This window comes from Streptosporangium sp. NPDC002524 (assembly GCF_040295985.1).
Classification (GTDB): domain Bacteria; phylum Actinomycetota; class Actinomycetes; order Streptosporangiales; family Streptosporangiaceae; genus Streptosporangium.
The window spans coordinates 397653-418380 of record NZ_JBEOWK010000001.1 but is presented as its reverse complement, the minus strand read 5'-3'; the positions used below and the strand labels follow the sequence as shown (position 1 = coordinate 418380).

At 70.7% G+C, this 20728-nt stretch carries 20 protein-coding genes; 9 read left to right on the top strand and 11 right to left on the bottom strand.

Annotated features, from left to right (window positions below; translation table 11 throughout):
* Positions 1 to 61: 61 nt before the first annotated feature.
* The 4 genes from ABT053_RS01710 to ABT053_RS01695 form a co-directional block, all read right to left on the bottom strand.
* Positions 62 to 808, bottom strand: a complete 747-nt coding sequence (locus ABT053_RS01710; RefSeq protein WP_350966881.1) for a sirohydrochlorin chelatase — start codon at positions 806 to 808, stop codon at positions 62 to 64.
* A 402-nt stretch (positions 809 to 1210) separates the two neighbouring features.
* On the bottom strand, positions 1211 to 1768 hold the full coding sequence (locus ABT053_RS01705; RefSeq protein ID WP_350966880.1) for a GNAT family N-acetyltransferase: 558 nt from the start codon (positions 1766 to 1768) through the stop codon (positions 1211 to 1213).
* A 248-nt stretch (positions 1769 to 2016) separates the two neighbouring features.
* Positions 2017 to 3036 (bottom strand): SPFH domain-containing protein, encoded by a 1020-nt coding sequence (locus tag ABT053_RS01700; protein ID WP_350966879.1) that lies wholly within the window; start codon positions 3034 to 3036, stop codon positions 2017 to 2019.
* Between the two features lie 234 nt (positions 3037 to 3270).
* Complete coding sequence (locus ABT053_RS01695) at positions 3271 to 4671, bottom strand: MFS transporter (protein WP_350966878.1); 1401 nt, start codon at positions 4669 to 4671, stop codon at positions 3271 to 3273.
* A gap of 246 nt (positions 4672 to 4917) precedes the next feature.
* Here ABT053_RS01695 and ABT053_RS01690 point away from each other — a divergent pair, with 246 nt between their 5' ends.
* A complete protein-coding gene (locus ABT053_RS01690; protein ID WP_350966877.1) occupies positions 4918 to 5604 on the top strand; it encodes a GntR family transcriptional regulator in 687 nt (228 codons plus the stop codon).
* 28 nt (positions 5605 to 5632) lie between these two features.
* Positions 5633 to 6994 (top strand): alpha/beta hydrolase, encoded by a 1362-nt coding sequence (locus tag ABT053_RS01685; RefSeq protein ID WP_350966876.1) that lies wholly within the window; start codon positions 5633 to 5635, stop codon positions 6992 to 6994.
* 176 nt (positions 6995 to 7170) lie between these two features.
* Here ABT053_RS01685 and ABT053_RS01680 read toward each other — a convergent pair whose 3' ends face one another.
* The gene (locus ABT053_RS01680; protein ID WP_350967101.1) at positions 7171 to 7596 is read right to left on the bottom strand and encodes an Lrp/AsnC family transcriptional regulator; all 426 of its coding nucleotides are present in this window, start codon (positions 7594 to 7596) and stop codon (positions 7171 to 7173) included.
* Between the two features lie 149 nt (positions 7597 to 7745).
* Between ABT053_RS01680 and ABT053_RS01675 the strand changes: the two genes are divergently transcribed.
* Entirely contained in the window at positions 7746 to 8600 is an 855-nt protein-coding gene (locus ABT053_RS01675; RefSeq protein WP_350966875.1) for a tryptophan 2,3-dioxygenase, read from the top strand.
* A 97-nt stretch (positions 8601 to 8697) separates the two neighbouring features.
* Here ABT053_RS01675 and ABT053_RS01670 read toward each other — a convergent pair whose 3' ends face one another.
* The 4 genes from ABT053_RS01670 to ABT053_RS01655 are packed head-to-tail and all read right to left on the bottom strand — an operon-like array spanning position 8698 to position 12102.
* Positions 8698 to 9507, bottom strand: coding sequence for an Fpg/Nei family DNA glycosylase (locus ABT053_RS01670; protein WP_350966874.1), 810 nt, complete (start codon positions 9505 to 9507; stop codon positions 8698 to 8700).
* Positions 9508 to 9540: 33 nt separating this feature from the next.
* A complete protein-coding gene (locus ABT053_RS01665) occupies positions 9541 to 9978 on the bottom strand; it encodes a ribosomal maturation YjgA family protein (RefSeq protein ID WP_350966873.1) in 438 nt (145 codons plus the stop codon).
* Positions 9979 to 9994: 16 nt separating this feature from the next.
* Positions 9995 to 11164: a zinc-dependent alcohol dehydrogenase gene (locus ABT053_RS01660; RefSeq protein ID WP_350966872.1), complete on the bottom strand. Its 1170-nt coding sequence runs from the start codon at positions 11162 to 11164 to the stop codon at positions 9995 to 9997.
* A gap of 23 nt (positions 11165 to 11187) precedes the next feature.
* A complete protein-coding gene (locus ABT053_RS01655; protein ID WP_350966871.1) occupies positions 11188 to 12102 on the bottom strand; it encodes an SRPBCC family protein in 915 nt (304 codons plus the stop codon).
* Positions 12103 to 13146: 1044 nt separating this feature from the next.
* Between ABT053_RS01655 and trxA the strand changes: the two genes are divergently transcribed.
* The 6 genes from trxA to ABT053_RS01625 all read left to right on the top strand — a co-directional run bounded on the left by trxA (position 13147) and on the right by ABT053_RS01625 (position 18742).
* Positions 13147 to 13782 (top strand): thioredoxin, encoded by a 636-nt coding sequence (gene trxA, locus ABT053_RS01650; protein WP_350966870.1) that lies wholly within the window; start codon positions 13147 to 13149, stop codon positions 13780 to 13782.
* The gene (locus ABT053_RS01645) at positions 13766 to 15436 is read left to right on the top strand and encodes an FAD-dependent oxidoreductase (protein WP_350966869.1); all 1671 of its coding nucleotides are present in this window, start codon (positions 13766 to 13768) and stop codon (positions 15434 to 15436) included. The genes trxA and ABT053_RS01645 overlap by 17 nt, the downstream gene beginning before the upstream one ends.
* Positions 15437 to 15463: 27 nt before the next feature.
* Positions 15464 to 15913 (top strand): DUF1931 family protein, encoded by a 450-nt coding sequence (locus ABT053_RS01640; RefSeq protein ID WP_350966868.1) that lies wholly within the window; start codon positions 15464 to 15466, stop codon positions 15911 to 15913.
* Between the two features lie 198 nt (positions 15914 to 16111).
* Positions 16112 to 17263 (top strand): glutathione-independent formaldehyde dehydrogenase, encoded by a 1152-nt coding sequence (locus ABT053_RS01635; protein ID WP_350966867.1) that lies wholly within the window; start codon positions 16112 to 16114, stop codon positions 17261 to 17263.
* A 125-nt stretch (positions 17264 to 17388) separates the two neighbouring features.
* Positions 17389 to 17856 carry an ester cyclase gene (locus tag ABT053_RS01630; RefSeq protein WP_350966866.1) on the top strand — a complete coding sequence of 156 codons (468 nt, stop codon included), beginning with the start codon at positions 17389 to 17391 and terminating at the stop codon, positions 17854 to 17856.
* Between the two features lie 286 nt (positions 17857 to 18142).
* Entirely contained in the window at positions 18143 to 18742 is a 600-nt protein-coding gene (locus tag ABT053_RS01625; protein WP_350966865.1) for a dihydrofolate reductase family protein, read from the top strand.
* A 263-nt stretch (positions 18743 to 19005) separates the two neighbouring features.
* Here ABT053_RS01625 and ABT053_RS01620 read toward each other — a convergent pair whose 3' ends face one another.
* Together ABT053_RS01620 and ABT053_RS01615 are read right to left on the bottom strand one after the other, a co-directional pair.
* On the bottom strand, positions 19006 to 19320 hold the full coding sequence (locus ABT053_RS01620) for an L-rhamnose mutarotase (RefSeq protein ID WP_350966864.1): 315 nt from the start codon (positions 19318 to 19320) through the stop codon (positions 19006 to 19008).
* 54 nt (positions 19321 to 19374) lie between these two features.
* Positions 19375 to 20667: a M1 family metallopeptidase gene (locus ABT053_RS01615; protein ID WP_350966863.1), complete on the bottom strand. Its 1293-nt coding sequence runs from the start codon at positions 20665 to 20667 to the stop codon at positions 19375 to 19377.
* Between the last annotated feature and the right edge of the window lie 61 nt (positions 20668 to 20728).

Genomic DNA, 20728 nt, shown 5'->3' with positions numbered 1-20728 from the left:
ATCTCCTCTGACAGCTACGCGGGTCATTACCCGTCAGAGGAGACGGATCACACGGGGACGCTCAATCCGCGGACAGGACGCTCCCGTAGGCGCGGGCGGCCAGGTCGGCGATCAGGTCGTGCGCCCCGAGGAGGTCGGCGCACTCGGCCCCGACCTCCTCGGCCGCCGCGCTCGCGAGCCCGGGGGGCGCCTCGGGGCCCAGGACGCAGGGGGACAGGGCGATGCGCTGGGCGCCAATGCCGCGCAGCCGCCCGGCCGCGTCGGCCACGGCGGGCGCGCTGTCGAGGGAGGCGACCAGGACGGGCAGGGTCAGCCGCGAGGCGAGCAACACCGCCGTCGGCTGGGCCTCCGCCGCCGCGTTCTCGCCGCCGACGGTGGCGAGGATGACCGCGTCGACCGGGCTGGAGACGTTGAGCAGCCGCATCCGGTCGGCCCGCGCCAGGCTTCTCTCCGACAGGCGGATGTGCAGCGCCTCGGCGAGCAGCGGGTGCGGCCCCAGGGGGTCGGTGACCGTCACCGCGACCTTGCTGGAGGCGACGGCCTCGGCGATCAGCCGGTCCGCGACCGGGTGCGGGCCGGTCAGCAGCGGCACCACGACCGCGGCCGTGGCGTCCTCCGGCCGTTCCCTGGCGGCGGCCTCCAGCTCGGAGGTCAGCTCCTTGCCGTCCTCGCCGAGCGCGGCCAGGCGGACCTGGATCTGTGGGTTGTCCCCCCGTATGAGCGCCGCGAGCTCCGCGGCCGTGCCGGAGGCGTCGCCGAGCGCGGCCAGCACCAGCGCTGGCGCCTCGGGCGGGAGCTGGGAGGGCACCGGTCTGCGGTGCCTTCCGGAGGGCCGCACCGGGCGCCCTCGTACGGGGAGGATGGGACTTTCGCTCACATGCGCGGACTCTAGGGCCATTTGACACTTCCCGTGACCGGAAACGGCAGCATTCCCGTCACAACATTCTGAAAGGGGGGCGCGGAGGTGGGGTCTCCCGTGTCCGCGGCCGGTTCATGACAGGTACGCGGCAGACGCGTGACCGGTTCACGGTTGGCTCGGGACCGGTCCACGACGGGACCACGGCGAGGCCGCGACGGGGCCATGGCGGGACTGCGGCGGGCGCGCTGTGGGTGCGCGACCGGTTCGCGGCAGACGCGTGGCCGGTTCGCGGCTGGCTCGGGGCCGGTCCACGGCTGGTCCACGGCCGGTTCGGGCCGGGGATCTTCCGGGTCAGACGTCGCGGTGGCCCTCCCACTCGTCTTCCAGCGCCGAGTGCACGACGGAGTCGCGCCAGACCCCGCGGGCCCGTACGTGGTGCCTGATCCTGCCCTCCTCGACCATCCCGGCGACCAGCATCGCCAGTTGCGCGGCGGTGTTGGCGGGGGAGCGGGCGCCCCAGATGCGGTGCAGGCGCAGGTCGCGGAAGCCGAACGTGAGGATCAGCCGGATCAGGTCGGTGCCGATGCCCCGGCCCCAGTGGTCGGGACGGAGCCCGAGGCCGATCTCGGCGCTGTGCGGGTGGTCGGCCTCGATGTGCAGCCGGGCGACGCCGAAGGCCTCGCCGCCGTCGAGGTCGGTCACCGCCAGCACGTAGAGCCGCCGGGGCTCGACCTCCGAGCACTTGATCGCCTCGATGATCGTCTCTTCGACCTCCTCGCGGGTGCGGGGGTCGAACGGCAGGTGCTCGGTGGCGGTCGGATCACCGTAGACGGCATGCAGGGCGTCCACGTCGTCGATGGTGATCTCCCTGAGCCGGAGCCGCTTGCCCGAGATCTCAACGTGGCGCATGCGCAGACGTTAACGTCTCGGGGGTTCCACGGCTAGAGATCTTTCCGGTAAGCGGACATACCATCATTTTAGTGATCTTATATGCACGACTCCGGATGTGCCCAGGCCTGGTAGGCCTGTGCCCGGACTCAGGCGAACCCGGCCCCGCGTGCGAGGGCCGGGTTCACCCGAGTCCGGAACGGGCCGGACGTCCCGGGGCCGCCGTCCGGAGGGAGCGGCGGCGCCGGGGGTCGGGCCGGGGGGCGGGGTCACTTCGCCGGGACGACGACGTCGGAATTGCCCGGGGCGTAGACGGTGATGCCGTCGGGGAGGGCGTTGAGCTTGTCGATCTCGACGCAGGCACGGCACTTGCGGTAGCTCTCCTGCAGCTGCTTGTTCGCCTCGGCCTCGCCCTTCGCCAGCGCGACCGACGCCTTCGCGTCCGCCTCGGCCTGCCTGATCTTCGCCTCGGCCTCGACGTCGGCCTGCGACGCCTTCGCCTCCGCCTCGGCGATCCCCGCCTGGGCGACCTGGGTCTTGTTCACCGCGGCCTGGATCTCGGGCGGCAGCGTCACCCGGACCAGCGTGAACCGCAGGCCGGTGAAGAAACGGCCGCCGAGCAGCTGCTCCAGGTCGCGCTCAAGGAGCTGGTTGATGCCGTTCTGGGCGCGGATGATGGAGGCGTTGCTGTCGATGACGGCGGGGAGGGTCTTCTTGTTCGAGGTCGTCTGCACCAGCGAGCAGGAGGAGAGCAGCTCGACGCACTCGGCGGCGCCGATCTGGCTGCGCAGGGCGTTGTAGATCACCGGTCGCACGGACTGGATGAAGAACGCGTTCCAGCCCTCGTCCCCGTCCCAGGCGGAGCGCAGCTCGCCGTCCTGGCCCAGGTAGGTACGGGTGCCGTACCGGTCGTCGAAGCGCTTGAGCATCTCCTGGTCGAGGTTGAGCGTGAAGTAGAGCGTGCCCTCGATGCCGAGGTTCACCCCGTCGGAACTCGGCACGGTCACCTCGTCCACGCCGCTGGAGCTGGCCCGCTTGGCGTCGGTGGTGATGGTGTAGATCCGCTGCTGGGCCGGGTAGGAGTGCACCGACGACCACAGGCCGACCCAGGTGAGCCCCGAGTCGGGCGGGATGACCTGCCGGATCCCGGAGTCGTCCAGCGGGCCGCCGTCCCTGACGACGGCCACCTGGCCCGGTTCGGTGCGTTCGAAGCCGCCTCCGACGCTGATCAGGACGATCACCGCGATGACCGCGAACACCGCGACGGCGACGCTTCTTCCGATGGGCATGTCGATCCTCCTCTGGGCGGGCACCGGAGGCCGGTGACCGGGGATGGCCGTCCCCGGCCACCGGCCCGGCCGGCGTCCTTCGTGGCGGGCTCTGGCGGTTCCTCACGTACTCCAACGGGGTTTGACGAGCCGGTGGGCCGGTGAGTTCGGTGAATTGTCGGGAAAACCGGGAGGTTCCAGGCGTCGGGGGGAGCCGCGGCCACCGGGGAGGGCCGGTGGCCGCGGCCGGGGAGGTCAGGCGTCCCGGGAAGCGGTCCCCGTGCGCGTTCCCGGGTCGCCGACGCCGTCGCGGGTGCCTTCGGGGTCTTCGGGGTTTCGGGGGTCGCCGGGGTCTCCGGTGGAGGCGTCGCCGAGGGTGCTGCCGGGGCCGGGCGTGTCGTCGTGCGTCCGGGGGGCCATGGCGAGGCCCGCCGCGGTGACGGCCAGCGCGGCGACCACGTAGAGCGAGACGGCGAGGGTGCCGCCGAACCGGTCGAACAGCCACAGCGCGACGATCGGGGCGAGGGCGCCCCCGAAGATCCCGGCGACCTGGTAGCCCATCGAGGCGCCGCTGTAGCGCAGGCGGGTGCTGAACAGCTCGGCGATGAAGGCCGCCTGGGGCCCGTACATCGCGGCGTGGCAGGCGAGGGCCACGATCGAGGCCAGCGCGATCAGCGGGAAGGACCTGGTGTCGAGCAGTGGGAAGAAGGCGAACACCCAGACCGCGGCCCCGATCACGCCCGCCAGGTAGACCCGCCGGCGGCCGACCCTGTCCGACAGCGCGCCGAACAGCGGGATCAGGAAGAGCTGGAAGGCGGAGCCGATCAGCACCGCGTTCAGCGCCACCCCGCGTTCGAGCCCGAGCGGACCGGTGACGTAGGCCAGGATGTAGGTCACGAAGATGTAGAAGGCGACGTCCACGCCGATGCGCGCGAGACCCGCGGAGACCAGCGCGCGCGGGTGCGTGCGCAGCACCTCCAGCAGCGGCATCCGGGCCTTCGCGCCCGCCCGCTCGACCTGGGCGAACAGCGGCGACTCCACGATCCGCAGGCGGATCCACAGACCCACGACCACCAGCGCTCCCGACAGCAGGAACGGCACCCGCCACCCCCACGACAGGAACGCCTCCTCGGGAAGCGCCGCCGACATGATCCCGAGCACGGCCGCCGCGAGCAGGTTCCCCGCGGGCACCCCGACCTGCGGCCAGCTCGCGTTGAACCCGCGCCGCCGGGGGTCGCCGTGTTCGATGGACATCAGCACGGCCCCTCCCCACTCGCCGCCCAGGCCGAGCCCCTGTACGAAGCGCAGGGTGACGAGCAGCAGCGGGGCGGCCACGCCGATGGTGGCGTAGCCGGGCAGCAGGCCGATCAGGAAGGTGGCGACGCCCATCAGCAGCAGCGTCACCACCAGCACGTTCTTGCGGCCGACCCGGTCGCCGAAGTGGCCGAACACGATCCCGCCGAGCGGTCGCGCGACGAACCCGATCGCGTAGGTGAGGAACGCCAGCAGCGTGCCGGTCAGCGGTTCGAAGGTGGGGAAGAAGAGCTTGTTGAAGACCAGCGCGGCGGCCGAACCGTAGAGGAAGAAGTCGTACCACTCCAGGGAGGTGCCGACCAGTCCGGCCACAATGACCCGCCTGGTCTGGGAGCTTGCCATCGCGTGTGCTCCTTACCTTTTCGGGGGGATGTCCCGCTCGTGGGAGGTGTTTCGTCTTTGTGGGATGTTCCGTTCGCGTTCGCGTTCGCGTTCGTGTTCGTGGGAGGTGTCTCGCTCGCGGCGGGTGTTCCGGTGGCGTGTCTCGCTCGTGGTGGGTTTGGTGATCCGGCTGCTCGTCGTGGTCCTATCAACATAAGAATCGTTCAACAATTCGACAATAGGTTTGTTTGATGATTTCTTGGGACCGTGGAAAACGTCACCGCGGCGCTACAGCGCGACCGCGGCCGCCTCGGGCGCAGCAGCGCGGCCGAGGTGGTCGCCGACATCCTCAGGGACCGGATCGCCGAGGGGCTCTTCGTCCCGGGTCAGCGCCTGTCGGAGGAGAGCATCGGCGCGGCGCTGGAGGTCTCCCGCAACACCCTGCGCGAGGCGTTCCGGCTGCTCGGCCACGAACGGTTGCTGGAGCATCGGCTCAACCGCGGGGTGTTCGTGCGCGTGCTGTCGGCCGAGGACGTGGCCGACCTCTACCGGGTGCGCAGGGTGATCGAGGGTGCCGCGGTGCGGAACGGCGCGCACGCCTCCCGTGACGCCCTGGCCGCCATCAAGGAGGCCGTCACCGAGGCGTCCCGCGCCGCCGGGGAGGGGCGCTGGCAGGACGTCGGCACGGCCAACATCCGTTTCCACCAGGGCCTCGCCGCCCTCAACGGCAGCCCCCGCCTGGACGAGGCGATGCGCCAGCTGCTGGCCGAGCTCCGCCTGGTCTTCCACGTCATGAAGAACCCCCGCGCCTTCCACGAGCCCTTCGTGGCCCGCAACCTGGAGCTGGTCGAGCTCATGGAGGCCGGACGCGCGGCCGAGGCCGAGCGGGCCCTGGAGAGCTATCTGGACGACGCCGAGAAACTGCTGATGCAGGCATATATCCCCGAGCCGTAAACACGCGGCAATGGGGCAGAATAAACGGATGTTTACTCCGAATCCGCACGTGCTGGTGCTCGCCGGTCCCGGTCTGGTCGCGGACCTTCGCCTGCTCACCGAGGTGGCCGACCGCGAGTTCGCGGCTCTCGGCGTCGGCGGGACGGTGTCGGCGGCCCCGGATCTGCCTGGTTTCCGGACGGCGCTTGGATCCCCCGACGTCCTGGTCGTCCTGCCCGGCCCGGATCCGGAGGTCCGCGCCCTGTTCGCCGAGCGCCCCGACGCGGTCTGGCTCGACCTGACGAAGGCCGACGCCCCGCTTCCCGCCGCCCCGGGTGGTACGGGGTTCGCGGGTGCTGCGGGGGTGGTGGGCGGTGCGGCGTTCGCGGATGGCGCGGGGGCCGCGGGGGCCGTGGGGGGTGCGGGGTCTCCGGGGGGCCCGGGTGGTGGCCCGAGGGTGCCGGGCGGCGCGGGGTCCGTGGGGGGCTCGGGTGGCGCGGGCGGTGCGGGGAGCGCGTTGGGGACGCACATTCACGGGCGGGGGATCTGGGGGCTGACCTGGGCGATCAGGCACGCCGTCCACCGCCTGCGCCGTCCCGCGCACCGGATCGCCTATGGCGACCATCCCGACCAGTGGGCGGAGGTGCGTCCCCCGTACGAGATCGCGGGTCGGGCGCCCGCCGAGGTCACGCCGCGTGAGGTGGCCGTCGAGCCGTTTTCGTACGAGACCGTCGAGCAGGTGCCCACGACGGCGACGCGCGAGGCCGGGGAGCGGACACCCACCGTGGTGTTGCTGCACGGTGGTTTCTGGCGGTCCATCTGGGGTGCGGACCTGATGGACGCGCTCGCCATCGACCTCGCCGAGCGCGGGTTCGCCGCCTGGAACCTCGAATACCGCCGTCCCGACCTGCACGGCTGGGACGCGACCACCGAGGACGTCGCCCGGGGCGTCGCCCTCGCGGCGGAGAGTGCCCGGGGGCCGCTCGTGGTGATCGGCCACTCGGCGGGCGGGCAGCTCGCCCTCCGCGCCGCCGCCGACGACCACCGGATCACCCTGGCCGTCTCCCTGGCGGGGGTGCTCGACCTGGCCGAGGGGGACCGCAGGCACATGAGCTCCGGCGCGGTGGCCGTCGCGCTCGGCGGATCCGCCGCCGAGGCGCCCGCCGCCTACCGGAGTTCGGGGCCGATGGAACGGCTTCCCCTGGGGGTGCCCCAGCTCATCGTGCAGGGCGGCGGGGACGATCTCGACCTGGTCGACTTCGGCCGCCGCTACGCGCGAGCCGCCCAGGAGTCAGGCGATCAGGTGACTTATTTGGAAATGTCGGGCGATCATTTCGACGTCATCGATCCCGCGTCACCGATCTGGCGAGCCACCGCCGGGGCCGTCGCCGAGCACCGCAGGCCCTCCTGACCCGCTTCCTCCGGCGGGCCTCTCGCGGGTGGTGACGGGCTCTCCGGGCGAAGACCCTTCGGAAGGGTTTTCGTAGCGTTCCCTGGGAGCCCTTCTCCGCCTTCTCCGACGGGCCGTTTCCGGTGGTGACAGGCTCGCCGGGTCTAGGTCTCTCTGAAGGCCTTCGGCGGGGCTTTTCAGGTGGGGGAGAGCGGGCGCCAGGGGACGGGGCTGGAGAGCACCATCATGCTCGACGGGTGGCCGTACGGGGCGAGCCGGTCGATCATCTCCTCGAAGGCCGTCATCGAGGAGGCGGCCACCCGCAGCAGGCAGCACGCGTCGCCGGTCACCCGGTGCACCTCCAGGATCTCCGGCCAGGCCAGTGCCTGCTCGTCGCGGAGCACGCAGCGGGGCCCGTAACACGACATCCTGATCAGGGCGGCCACACCGCGCCCGGCCATCGCCGGGTCGACCCGGGCGTGGTAGCCGGTGATCACCCCGGTCTCCTCCAGCCGCCGTACCCGCTCCGCCACCGCCGGAGCCGACAGGTGCACCCGGCGCGAGAGCTCGCTGTACGACAGCCGCGCATCGCCCTGAAGTTCGGCCAGCAACGCCCAATCCATCGCGTCCACGGTCACGCTCCGTCACGTCGTAACTTGATCCGCTCGATGCCTTCCGTTCCGAAGGCCCAATCCAATAATCGCCTTTCTTCTATTATTTCCGTACAGACCGATACAGACCACCATGGAGGTATACCGACGAAGGAGGAGTGATGACCGGCATCAAGCAGCTCACGGAACAGGACCGTAAGGCGCGAGCCGAGGCCAACGAGGGGCTGCCGACGCTGGGCTTCGAAACCGGTACGCCCTACGACGACTACGTGGGCACCGCCACCCTGCACGGGCTCCAGCGCACGATCACCGATGCCCCGGAGGAACTTCCCTTCCTGGTCACCACCCAGGTGATGGAGCTCTACTTCGGTCTGCTGCGCACCGAGTGGCGTCTCGCCCAGCGGCAGCTCGACGCGGACGACGTCACCGCCGCGATCCTGACGATCAGGCGCACCGTGCGGCACTTCGAGGCGCTCAACGCCGCCTGGGCCGCGCTGAGCTGGCTCACCCCCGCGCAGTTCAACTCCTTCCGCGACGCCCTCGGCGAGGGGTCCGGCTTCCAGTCGGCCCTCTACCGCCACGTGGAGTTCCTGCTCGGCAACAAGTCCGAGGCGCTCATCCGGCCGCACCGCCGCAACCCCGAGGCGTATGAGGAGCTGGTGGAGGCGCTGCACCGGCCGAGCCTCTACGACTCGGTCCTGGCCTTCCTCGCCCGCGCTGGCCACGCGGTCCCCCGCTCGGTGCTGGAGCGCGACCTGGTCGCCGAGTACGGGCCCGACCCCGAGGTCGAGGCGGTCTGGGTCGAGGTCTACGGCGGCCCACTCGCCCCGCTGGCCGAGGCGCTGACCGACCTGGCCGAGCAGTTCTCCGACTGGCGCTACCGGCACCTCATGGCGGTACGGCGCTCGATGGGCGCCAAGCCGGGCTCCGGCGGGTCGAGCGGCCTGAGCTGGCTGGAGCGGAGCATGCGGCGGGAGATCTTCCCCGAGCTCTGGACGGCCCGGACGCTGATGTGAGGCCCGGTTCCCCGGTACCGGTGATCTCGTCTCGCTCCGATGTCCTGCGATGCGCGGTGACCACGACCCTGAGCGGTCCAGGAGGTCCGGGGAGAGGTCAGCCGGCCTGGCAGACCGGGCACCAGAAGAGGTTGCGCCCGGCGAGCACCTCCGTGCGGATCTCGGTGCCGCACAGGAAGCAGGGCATGGTGGAGCGCCGGTAGACGTAGACCTCGCCGCCGTGGCCGTCGACGCGGGGCGGGCGGCCCATCGCCTCCGGCGTGTGCTCGGGTCTGACCGTGTCGATGTGACCCACCCGGACGCCCTCGGCCATCAGGAGCACCAGATCCGCCCAGATCGCCTCCCACTGGCCGTGGGTGAGGTCGCGGCCGGGCCGTGACGGGTCGATGCCCTGCCGGAACAGCGCCTCGGCCCGGTAGATGTTGCCCACGCCCGCGACGACCGACTGGTCCATCAGCAGGATCCCGACCGAGGCGCGGCTGCGGCTGATCCGCCGCCAGGCGGCCTCCGGGTCGGCGTCGGCCCGGAGCGGGTCGGGGCCGAGCCTGGCGTGCAGCGCCGCCTTCCCCGCCGGGTCGAGCAGCTCGCAGGTGTTGGGGCCGCGCAGGTCGGCGTACCGGCCCTCGTTGCTCAGGCGCAGGCGCACCATCCCCGTCGGCGCGGGCACGGGGGCCTGGCCGAAGGCATACTTGCCGTAGATGCCGAGGTGGACGTGGAGCCACCGCTCGTCGTCGAAGCCCAGCAGCAGGTGCTTGCCGTGGGCGTCGGCCTCGGTGAGCACCCGGCCGTCGATCCGCAGGGCCCCGGCGGCGAACCGCCCCTGAGGGCTCTCCGCGTGCACGGCCCGCCCGCCGAACGCCCGCCGGTGCTCTCCGGCCAGGCGGTGAATGGTGTGTCCTTCAGGCATGGTCTGAAAATCATACGATCCGCGCGGCGATGCTCAGGGCGTCGCGGCCGGTCGCTCCCGCCGGTGCCGGGAACGGTGTTCCAGCAGGGTATGGGCCGACGCGGCGAGGACGGCCCCGGCCGCGTACGCCACGAGGTCGGCCACGCCGAACGTGCTGCCGAGCACCAGCCTGGCCACGACGCTCGCCTCGGAGAGCGCGGCGGGGACGGGCGTCAGCTGGGCCAGTTCGACCGCCCAGCTGAACGCCAGCGCGCCGATCGCGGCCCGCACCGGGGTGACCCGGGGCCACACCAGCACCACCAGCGCGTACACGAGCACGGTGTAGAGGGCGTCGCCCGCGTACTTGCCGAACCAGCCGCCGGTGACCGCGCGGACGGTGAGCCCGGCGGCGACGACCACGAGGGCGGCGAGCGCGGCGAGCAGGCGGGTGCGAAGGAAGCGGGGTGGCTGGTCACCGGGGACGGGAGGCACCCGCCCACGATAGCGACTACGGGGTCAGGACGATCTTGTTGCATTCGTCCGTCTTGTTCTTGAACATCTCGTAGCCGCGCGGGGCGTCCTCCAGTCGCATGCGGTGGGTGATGACGAAGCTGGGGTCGATCTCGCCGTCGCGGATCTTCGCCAGCAGGGGCTTCAGGTAGCGCTGGACGTGGCACTGGCCGCTTCTGAGGGTGAGTGACCGGTTCATCAGGGAGCCCATCGGGAACTTGTCGAGCACGCCGCCGTACACGCCGATCACGGACACGATCCCGCCGTTGCGGCAGGCCATGATCGCCTCACGCAGGGCGTACGGCCGTTCGGTCTCCAGCCGGGCCGCCTGCTTGACCCGGTCGTAGGCGTACATGGCGGGGGTGGGGTGGTGGGCCTCCATCCCCACGGCGTCGATGCACGCGTCCGGGCCGCGACCGGCGGTCATGTCCCGCAGCGTGTCGAGGACGTCGACGTCCTCGTAGTTGAGCGCCTCCGCGCCCGCGCGCTCGGCGAGCCTCAGCCGGTAGGGGAAGCGGTCGATGCAGATGACCCGTTCGGCGCCCATCAGGTAGGCGCTGGCGACCGCGAACTGGCCGACAGGACCGGCCCCCCACACGGCGATCGTGTCGCCGGGCTTGATGTCGCACATCTCCGCGCCCATCCAGCCGGTGGGCAGGATGTCGGACAGGAACAGCACCTTCTCGTCCGGCAGGTCGTCCTCGATCTTGATCGGTCCCACGTCGGCGAAGGGCACGCGCGCGTACTGCGCCTGGCCTCCCGGATAGCCGCCGAGCATGTGGGAGTAGCCGAAGATGCCCGAGGGGGCGTGACCCATGAGCTTCTCCGCCAGGCCCGCGTTGGGGTTGGAGTTCTCGCACACCGAGTACATGCCGTGCTCGCAGGAGGTGCAGTTGCCGCAGGCGATCGGGAAGGGCACGACCACCCGGTCGCCGACCTTCAGGGTCGACACCTTCGGGCCCACCTCCACCACCTCGCCCATGAACTCGTGGCCGAGGATGTCGCCTTTCTTCATGGTCGGGACGTAGCCGTCGTAGAGGTGCAGGTCGGAGCCGCAGATCGCGGACGAGGTGATGCGGACGACGGCGTCGCGGGAGTTCAGGATCCTGGGGTCGGGAACCTCCCGGACCTCGACGGTGTTGCGGCCCATCCAGCAGGTGGCCTTCATGGAATTCTCCTCACGTCACGGTTTCACAGCGGCACGGGCTGGGCGGGACGCTGCATGGCCTGCCGCAGCGCGCGGGTGCCCTCCGGGCTGCCTTCCGAACGGACCACCTCACCGGTCTCCAGGACCTGCTTGAACCGGCGCAGGTCGTCGCGTACCTGCTGCTCGGGATGCTCGCCCAGCAGCCTGGCGAAGGTCATTCCGGCCCTGCCGCCCGGCGGGTCGTACATGAGGTTCACCCGCACCTCCGTGCCGCGTCCGCCGGGGGCGTCGGCGAAGCGCACGGAACCGCTGTTGCCGACCAGGGCGCCCGGCAGGGAACGCCAGGCGATCAGCTCGTCCGCCCTGTCCTCGACGATCTCCGCGTCCCACTCGACGGGCTTCAGCGGGCCCGTCGCCTTCCAGTGCGAGCGTCCGTCACCGGTCGTCTCCACCGACTCCAGGTGCGTCATGAAGCGGGGGAGGTTCTCGAAGTCGTGCCAGTACCGGTACACCTCCCGGCGGGGGCGGTTGATCGTGATGGCCGTGCGCAGGCCCAGCGGGCCCGCGTGCCCTCGCTCCGAGTGCCACGCCCGTATCGCGGTGTACAGATCGAGGGCCGTGATCCCGGCGACCGCCGCCGTGACGGTCGCGACGCGGCCGCGCCTCCAGCCGGTGCGGCTGGAGAGTGCCCGGTTCAGTGTCGTCAGGTCCATGATGTCGCCCGCGACGCGTGTCCACACCCAGGGGACGGGTTTGCGGCTGCCCAGCAGGGTCGCCGCGTGGAACATCTCCCGCACGCCCACCAGCACCACCGCGCCACGGGCCTGGGCCGAGTCGTCGACGCCGCAGAACCGGCTGACGGCGCCCGGCGCGACGAGCGGTGCCACGCCCAGCCCCAGACTGGCCCAGCCCAGCGCGCGGGCGAGCCGGTCGGTCGTGCGATCGTATTCTTCGCTCATGTCGCCTCCGTATGGCTGGTCACTTCTGTACGGCTGGTCGCTCTGTGACGGTGAGCGGGCACCGGCGGTGCCCGCCCGACGGTGAGCGGGCATCGGCGGCGCCCGCCCGCAGGCGGCGGGCACCGTAAGTCGCGGCCGGAGTGCGTGGTGCCGGTCACGCGCTCCGGGGCACGTCGCCGTCCTGCGCGGCCAGGAGATCTCGCGATCCGCGGGAACCCGTGAAGCCGTTCCAGCCGCCGTGGGCCTCTCCTGCCTGCGGTCCGCCGCTACGGTGTCCCGGCATACGGGGAAAGACCCTCCCTGTTTCAGGCTGCCCTCGATGCCGGTCGCGGAAAAGAAGCGGGAGGAAACGTCTGTTCAAGTTCTACGCCGCCGATGCCGCCCGGGTAACCGACCGGTCATTACCTGCCAAACATCATTTTCCGATCACTTCGGATAAATCCCGGAGGCCACCGTCATTGCCCACGGGGCAGGGCAGGGCCTGGCCGGAGATCTTCTGAAATATCCATCATGGGACCAGCGCATATATGTCTTCCGGTGTTGCGCGGAGAAACCGTCGGTGGTTCGCGTGGACGTGATGCCGGTGATTTCCGCCAGGTGTCCGGTGAAGCGGCGATGACGCCGGGCCCAGCGCCGGTGGCCGGCCACGGTTCAGGGGGCGGACGGGGCGCCGTGGCCGCAGGCGGCCGGCGCGGATGGTCTCGGGCAGGGAGAAGTGGTGGCGGCCCGGGAAGTTGTTCAATCACCGCGGCTTTTGCTATTTGATTGAAAAATGGATATTTAGGGGTTTTGGGACGTCATTCGAACCCTTTGACTGGATCGGTAGGGGTCAAAGAGCGGAGGGCTGATTTTCAGGCCATGGCTGATGGCGCGTGACCGAGGTTTCTCGGTAGCCGGAACGACCAACCACAGGACTTGATCCACGAGAACCACAAGACGGTGCCGGCGACCTACGCGCCTGCGAAGCGGTCCAGCACGCGGTGGACACACTCGCCCGGCACGACTTCGCGTCGAACATGTCTCCATCGTGAGGACGGCCCCGCGGTGGGAGGAGAAGGCGCCGGGCCGCTCATGCCCGGCCTGATCCAGGGTGCGGTCGGCTACGCCATGCGGCGCAGGGCGTTCACGTCGCTGCCCGCGGCCGTGACCGGCAACCACGAGCGACGGCGCCGTCATCCGTGTCGGAACGACCGGCGGCACGCTCTCGGTGACGTACGAGAATCCGGAGGTCTGACCATGCGGTCACAGACCAAGGACGCGAGCGTCGTCCCATGCTCGAAATGCGGACGGAGGAACCGGCTGCCCCGCGCCGCCTCGGGGATCCCGCGGTGCGGCGAATGCCACCAGCCGCTTCCCTGGGTCACCGAGGCCGGGGACGACGACTTCGGCGAGGTCGTCGAGGCGGCCCGGGTCCCGGTGGTCGTCGACTTCTGGGCACCTTGGTGCGGGCCGTGCCGCATGGTCAGCCCGGCGCTGGAGCAGGTCGCGGCCGATCTGGCCGGTCGCCTGAAGCTGGTGAAGGTGAACGTGGACGAAGCGCCCCGGCTCTCGGAGCGCTTCACCGTACAGGCCATCCCGACGCTTGTCGTGATCGATCAGGGTCGGGTCCTCACCCGGCGATCGGGCGCGGCGCCGGCTCCCGCCCTCCGCGAATGGATAGACGATGCGCTGGCCGCCTGAGCTCCGCGAGACGCCGGACCCGCAGGGGGCCTACCCGCGGCTGAGCGACGCGCAGCTCCGGGCGCTTGCCCCGCACGGCGAGAGGCGCCGCGTCCGCCAGGACGAGGTCCTGTACGCGGAGGGCCTCCCGTGCACCGAGTTCTTCGCGATCCTGGCCGGCAAGGTGGCGACGGTCGAGGGATTCGGGACGGACGACGAGGTGATCGGCGTTCACGGGGCAGGCCGGTTCCTGGGGGAGCTCAACGTGCTCACCGGCCAGGTGGGCTTCGTCACCGGCGTGGTGGCCGAGGACGGCGAGGTCCTCGCCGTGCCGGCGGACGCGCTGCGCCGCCTGGTCGCGGGGGATCCGGCACTCGGCGACCTCATCCTGCGGGCCTACCTCATCCGCCGCACGATGCTCATCGAACTGGGGGCGGGCTTTCGCATCATCGGCTCCCGTTTCTCGGCCGACTCCCGGCGGCTGCGGGAGTTCGCGGCACGCAACCGGCTGCCGCACCGGTGGATCGACCTGGAGCAGGACCAGGAGGCGGAGCGGTTCCTGCGGAGCATGGGCCTCACCCCGCGGGAGACCCCGGTCGTGATCTGGCGTGGCGAGAGGGTGCTTCGCAACCCGAGCACCGCGGAGCTGGCCCGGGCGGTCGGGCTCCTCGCACCACGGGTGCGGGAGACCCGATGCGACCTGCTCGTCATCGGGGCCGGGCCTGCGGGGCTGGCGGCGGCGGTCTACGGGGCGTCGGAGGGCCTCGCGACGACGGTCCTGGACGATGTCGCGACGGGCGGCCAGGCGGGTACCTCCTCGCGGATCGAGAACTACCTCGGCTTCCCCTCCGGGATCTCCGGCGGCGAACTGGCGGAGCGGGCGGCGATCCAGGCCGGCAAGTTCGGCGCGGGCTTCCACGTCCCCGCACAGGCACGCGGGCTGCGCCTGGACGCGGGCGATCACATCGTCACCGTGGGGGAGGGCACCACGATCCACGCGCGCACCCTGCTCGTCGCGACCGGCGTCCGCTACCGGAGGCTCGACGTCAGAAACCTGGAAAGGTTCGAGCCCACGAGCGTCTACTACGCGGCGACCATGTTCGAAGCCCAGATGTGCGAGCAGGATCCGATCGTCGTCGTGGGCGGAGGCAACTCGGCCGGCCAGGCCGCCCTGTTCCTGGCCCGGCACGCCGCCCGCGTCCGGCTGCTCGTGCGCGAGGACGCGCTGTCCGCGAACATGTCCCGCTACCTGGCCGTCGAGATCGAACGGCACCCTCAGATCCAGATCATGCTGAACACCGAGGTCCGGGAGCTGACGGGGGAGGAGAGGCTCGCCGCGGTCATCGCCGAGAACAACGTCACCGGCGAGCGTTCCACGATCGAGGCCCGCGCGATGTTCATCTTCATCGGCGCGAAGCCCTACACCGCCTGGCTGGCCGACGAGATCGCGCTCGACCCGCGGGGCTACATCCTGACGGGCGCGGACGCCACCCGGTGCGGCAAGGAAGGCGTGCCCGAATCCGCCGGCCGGCCGTTCCCGCTGGAGACGAGCAGGGCGGGCGTGTTCGCGGCCGGGGACGTGCGGAGCGGGTCGATCAAGCGGGTGGCCGCGGCGGTCGGTGAGGGCGCTATGGCCGTACGGCTGATCCACGACTACCTCCAGGCCGGAGCGTGACTCCGGGCCGGAAGGAAGGAGACCTCCATGGCTGTCATGGCGGTGCCGAGATTCGAACGCTTCTTCCGCAGCGCCGCAGGTGTCGATGTCGACAAGGACGACCTGCGGCGCTACGGCGACTTCGTGAACGACAAGCTTTACGACCTTCTGGTGATCGGCCAGGCCCACGCCAAGGCGAACCGCCGCGACGTTATCGAACCCTGGGACCTACCCGTCACCAAGGGCCTCCAGGAGAGCATCCACCGGTTCCGCCTCCTCGACGAGGACATCGAGCTGAAACCCGTCCTGGAGCAGCTCGCCACGCTGCCTCCGCTCGACCTGTCGGTCGGCGAGGAGACCGCCGGCCGCCTGCCCGAGATCGTCGGCGGCCTGTCGGTGGCACTGGCCCAGGCTTTCAAGATCGTGGATCCGGAGGTGAAGAACCCCGCGACCGAGCAGTGGGAACGCACGACACGTGTCTTCGGCCTGCTGCTCTGAGGCGGCCGGGACGGCCTCGGCGATCGGCTCGCAACGGCCCGCCCCGGGCGCCCAGTGAATCCGGCGCCGAGCCCTCCCAGGGGCGCGGCGGGCGAGGAAGGAGGAACGAACCGTTGACCTGCTGCACGGCGTAGAACCTCTCGCCCCGTCGTCGACGGGTAAGGCGATCCTTCGCAATCAACCGCATGCGAGGAAATCATGAAAGCGATCGTGTACAACGGTCCTCGACAGGTCAACGTCGAGGAAGTCCCGGACGCGCGCATAGAGCGGCCCACCGATGTCCTGGTCCGCATCACCACCACCAACATCTGCGGGTCTGACCTGCACATGTACGAAGGCCGGACCGATTTCGAGACGGGCCGCGTCCTCGGTCACGAGAACCTCGGCGAGGTGGTCGAGGTCGGACCGGCCGTCGACCGCGTCCGCGTCGGCGACGTGGTCTGCATCCCGTTCAACATCTCGTGCGGCTTCTGCGCGAACTGCGAAAAGGGCCTGACGGCCTACTGCCTCACCACCAATCCCGAGCCGGGCATGGCCGGGGCGGCCTACGGCTTCGCGGACATGGGGCCCTACAACGGCGGCCAGGCCGAGTTGCTGCGCGTGCCCTACGGCGACTTCAACTGCCTCGTCCTCCCCGACGACGCGAAGGAGAAGCAGAACGACTACGTGATGCTCGCCGACATCTGGCCGACCGGCTGGCACGCGACCCAGCTCGCCCAGGTGGAGGCGGGCGACTCGGTCGTGATCTACGGGGCGGGGCCCGTCGGGCTGATGGCCGCCTACTCCGCCACGTTCAAGAGCGCGAGCAAGGTGATGGTCGTCGACCGCCACCCCGACCGGCTCGCCAAGGCCGAGGAGATCGGCGCGATCGCGATCGACGACTCCCAGGCGTCACCGGTCGATCAGGTCATGGAGCTCACCGACGGCCTGGGCGCCGACCGGGGTTGTGAGTGCGTGGGCTACCAGGCCCACGACCCACAGGGGCACGAGCACCCCAACATGACGCTCAACAACCTCGTCAAGTCGGTCAAGTTCACCGGGACCATCGGCGTCGTCGGCGTCTTCGTCCCGTCGGACCCCGGCAGCCCGGACGATCTCTTCAAGCAGGGCGAGATCGCCTTCGACTACGGGATGTTCTGGTTCAAGGGCCAGATGATCGGCAACGGCCAGTGCAACGTGAAGCGTTACAACCGGCAGCTCCGCACGCTCATCCACGAAGGAAAGGCCCGGCCGTCCTGGGTCGTCTCGCACGAACTGAACCTGGACGACGCACCGGACGGCTACGCGCACTTCGACCGAAGGGATCTCGGCTGGACCAAGGTCGTCATCCATCCCGGCGAGCTGGGCTGACAAGCGGCGCCCGGACCACCGCCGCGAGCGCGCACGCCATCACGGCGGCCGGCCTTCGCCCGGGGCCGGTCACTGTGACGGCGTGTCCGTCGCCGGAAGGGGTCCCTGCCGAAGGGGGGATGACCATGGGCGACGCCCGCGCGCTCAAGGACAAGCTGCTGGAGGCCTTCAACGCCCACGATCTGGACCGCATTCTTCAGTGCCACAGCCGGGACGGGGTCCTGGTGACCCCGGAGGGCGTCGCGGAAGGACACGACCAGATCGCCTCCTTCTACGAGGAGATCTTCAAAGGGTTTCCGGACCTGCGCATGACGGTCTGGCACACGGTGTTCTGCGCCGATCCCGCGGTGACCGAATGGCTGCTCACCGGCACGCACAACGGGCCCTTCATGCTGCCCGGCGGAGGTGTGCTGGACGGGACGGACCGTCCTGTCGCCGTTCGCGGCACCAGCACCTGCTCCGTCGGCAACGACAAGATCATCGCTTACCGGATCTACTACGACCAACTGGAGCTGTACAGCCAGCTCGGTGGCGGACTCGTCTTCGACGATCGCTCGTCATCCGCCGGCGAGGGACGGGCGTCCGGCGACTGAGGATTCGCGGGAGGGCCGGTACGGGCGAGCGCACCGGTGACGAGTTCGCCGAGGATGCTGCCCTGCCGATGTCGTACGCCCGGGAGCCTTCCGGCTTGCACGCAACTCCCTCGTCGTCGGCGTGCCATCGGGTAATGACGCCGGTGCCCCATCCCGCCGTCGACGTCGCGGCGGCCGTGCGCCACCCTCTTGAAAAAGATTCCGGCCGGCACGTAGAGGAACGACGGCTGACTCCGACTCCTTGGTGAAGGTGCCAGACGGGCGCCGGAACGCGGGAGGCAGCGAGATGAGCAAGGTCACGTGTGACATGGCGATGTCCCTCGACGGCTTCGTGGCGGGACCGAACCAGAGCTTGGCCAACCCGCTCGGTGAGGGCGCGGAGGAGTGCCTGCATCGGTGGATGTTCGAGGAGCCCGAGCGGCACACCGCGGTGCTCGAGGGTATTACCGCGGCCGGGGCCTTCATCATGGGCCGCAACATGTTCGGCCCCGGCCGCGGCGCCTGGGACCTGGACTGGAGCGGCTGGTGGGGTGAGGAGCCGCCGTACCACGGGCCGGTCTTCGTCCTCACCCACCACCCGCGCGAGCCGTTGCCGATGAAGGGCGGCACGACGTTCTTCTTCGTCACCGACGGGATCGAGGCGGCGATGGCCCGGGCGCGCGAGGCCGCCGGTGACCGCGACGTCGCCGTCGCCGGAGGTGCCGAGACGGTGAACCGGTATCTGGCGGCGGGGCTCATCGACGAACTGCGCCTGCACGTCGCGCCCGTGATCCTCGGCGGAGGCGAGCGACTGCTCGACAACGTCGGGAACATCACTCTCGAACCCATCGGCGAACCTGCGGGCACCAGCCTCGTCGCCCACCTGACGTACCGGGTGATCCGGTAGAGGGGTGAGGGACGGGGTGGAGCCTTGATCGGCGACCGGTTTCCAGCCGTACCGTCCCGCTGCCGCCGATCGCCCGCGAGCACCGGGCCGCCCGCTGGGCGCCCTGGCCAGAGCCGATCCGTCTGCTGGGCGCCCTGGCCAGAGCCGATCCGCCTGCCACCGGCGGCCCGCCCGCTCCCGGCCGCCCACCCGGCCCGGGATCCGGAGGGCGCCGGGCCTTCCCGGGGTGCCTCAGGTCCTCCGGCGCGGTTTCCGGAAAGGCGTCAGGGCAGCCGCCACACCGCGGGGAGGCCCTTGCCCGCGCCCTCCGCGGAGTAGTCGTGCACGACCTCCAGCAGCTCGGCCATCCGGGCCTGCCAGGTGATGTTCACCGGCAGGTCCGCCAGTGACGCCAGCAGCGCCTCGTAGTCGTCACAGTCGATCACGTGGAACAGGTCCTGGCCGCTGCGCCAGATCGTCCACTCGTGCGCGCCGCCCCGCCTGATGGCCTCGGTCAGCTCGGCGGGCACCTCCCGGTGCGCCTGGTCGTACTCGGACTCCCTGCCCGGCTTGACCCGGGTGTGCAACGCGACGCGCATGCCGTACCTCCACGAAGTTGTAGACCGTTATAGCATTCATCCGATGTATAAGGGTCAGGGGAGGGCGGGCAGGCGGCGGTCCTGGAGCCAGGCGGCGAACAGCTTGTCCAGCGGCCTGGTGGTGCGCTGCGCGGCCAGCGCGGTGAACGCGCCGGTGGTGACGGTCCCGTGGCGGTGCCCGGCCGTCCACTCCCTGAGCAGCGCGAAGAAGGGCTCGTCGCCGACGGTGCGGCGGAGCGCGTGCAGGGTGAGCGCGCCGCGCCTGTAGATCCGGTCGTCGAACAGCCGTCGCGGCCCCGGGTCGGCCAGCACGAAGTCCTGGGGGAGCGTGGAGAGGCGGCGGTGCCATCGCTGCGCGTGGTCATCGGATGACAGGCCGCCGGAGCTCTCCGACCAGATCCACTCCGCGTACGAGGCGAACCCCTCGTGCAGCCAGATGCCGCTCCAGTCGGCCACCGTCAGGCTGTTGCCGAACCACTGGTGGGCCAACTCGTGGGCGACCAGTCGCTCCTCGCCGCGCCTGCCGTCCACGTGGTTCCTCCCGAAGATCGACATGCCCTGCGCCTCGACCGGGATCTCCAGCTCGTCGTCCACGACCACCGCCGTGTAGGAGCCGAACGGGTAGGGGCCGAACCGCTCGCGGAAGACCTCCATCATCCGGTCCTGGCGCTCGAAGTCGTGGCGCACCCGCGTGGCGAACCTGGCGGGGAAGACCAGCCGCGTCCCCGGGCTCGGCTCGGTCTGCTGGTAGCGGCCGATCTGCACGCTCGCCAGGTAGGAGGCCATCGGCTCGGCCTGCTCGTACACCCACGTGGTCGTCGAGGCGGCCCGCCGCTTCGAGGTCAGCTCACCGTTGGCGACCACGTGGTACGCGGAGGCGGTGGTGACCGAGATCCGGTAGGTGGCCTTGTCGTCGGGCCGGTCGTTGCACGGGAACCACGAGGGCGCCCCGATCGGCTGGCTGGCCACGATCACGCCGTCGGTGAGCTGCTCCCAGCCGAGCCCGCCCCAGTGGCTGGTCACCGGCTGGGGGGTGCCCGAGTAGCGGATCTCGACGGTGAACCGGCCGGGCCGCAGCCCCGGCGGCGACAGGTGGAGCTTGCCCGCGCGATGGGTGAAGCGCACCGGGGCGCCGTCGATCAGCACGCCGCTCACCCGGAGGGCGCCGAGGTCGAAGGCGACCCGGGTGAGCCGCCGCAGCGCCACCGCGGAGATCCGGGCCACCCCGCCCAGGCGGTTGGGGGTCACCCGGTAGTCGAGGGTCAGGTCGTAGTGCTCCACCCGGTAGCCGTCGTCGCCGTGCATGGGGAAGTACAGCTGAGGGATGGAGGTCGTGCTCAGGGTCACACCGGCTTCCTCTGTTCTTCGTGCCTGTCCTCGCCGGGCCCGCCCCGCGATCGGGTGTTCC

What these genes read in the sequence shown, in the direction of transcription:
- ABT053_RS01645 (WP_350966869.1), top strand. Translation starts at nt 13,766, where the DNA reads ATGCGCTGGCCGCCTGAGCTCCGCGAGACGCCGGACCCGCAGGGGGCC.
- ABT053_RS01695 (WP_350966878.1), bottom strand. Translation starts at nt 4,671, where the DNA reads ATGGCAAGCTCCCAGACCAGGCGGGTCATTGTGGCCGGACTGGTCGGC.
- ABT053_RS01680 (WP_350967101.1), bottom strand. Translation starts at nt 7,596, where the DNA reads ATGGATTGGGCGTTGCTGGCCGAACTTCAGGGCGATGCGCGGCTGTCG.
- ABT053_RS01670 (WP_350966874.1), bottom strand. Translation starts at nt 9,507, where the DNA reads ATGCCTGAAGGACACACCATTCACCGCCTGGCCGGAGAGCACCGGCGG.
- ABT053_RS01635 (WP_350966867.1), top strand. Translation starts at nt 16,112, where the DNA reads ATGAAAGCGATCGTGTACAACGGTCCTCGACAGGTCAACGTCGAGGAA.
- ABT053_RS01675 (WP_350966875.1), top strand. Translation starts at nt 7,746, where the DNA reads ATGACCGGCATCAAGCAGCTCACGGAACAGGACCGTAAGGCGCGAGCC.
- ABT053_RS01620 (WP_350966864.1), bottom strand. Translation starts at nt 19,320, where the DNA reads ATGCGCGTCGCGTTGCACACCCGGGTCAAGCCGGGCAGGGAGTCCGAG.
- ABT053_RS01625 (WP_350966865.1), top strand. Translation starts at nt 18,143, where the DNA reads ATGAGCAAGGTCACGTGTGACATGGCGATGTCCCTCGACGGCTTCGTG.
- ABT053_RS01655 (WP_350966871.1), bottom strand. Translation starts at nt 12,102, where the DNA reads ATGAGCGAAGAATACGATCGCACGACCGACCGGCTCGCCCGCGCGCTG.
- ABT053_RS01630 (WP_350966866.1), top strand. Translation starts at nt 17,389, where the DNA reads ATGGGCGACGCCCGCGCGCTCAAGGACAAGCTGCTGGAGGCCTTCAAC.
- ABT053_RS01685 (WP_350966876.1), top strand. Translation starts at nt 5,633, where the DNA reads ATGTTTACTCCGAATCCGCACGTGCTGGTGCTCGCCGGTCCCGGTCTG.
- ABT053_RS01640 (WP_350966868.1), top strand. Translation starts at nt 15,464, where the DNA reads ATGGCTGTCATGGCGGTGCCGAGATTCGAACGCTTCTTCCGCAGCGCC.
- ABT053_RS01660 (WP_350966872.1), bottom strand. Translation starts at nt 11,164, where the DNA reads ATGAAGGCCACCTGCTGGATGGGCCGCAACACCGTCGAGGTCCGGGAG.
- ABT053_RS01700 (WP_350966879.1), bottom strand. Translation starts at nt 3,036, where the DNA reads ATGCCCATCGGAAGAAGCGTCGCCGTCGCGGTGTTCGCGGTCATCGCG.
- ABT053_RS01705 (WP_350966880.1), bottom strand. Translation starts at nt 1,768, where the DNA reads ATGCGCCACGTTGAGATCTCGGGCAAGCGGCTCCGGCTCAGGGAGATC.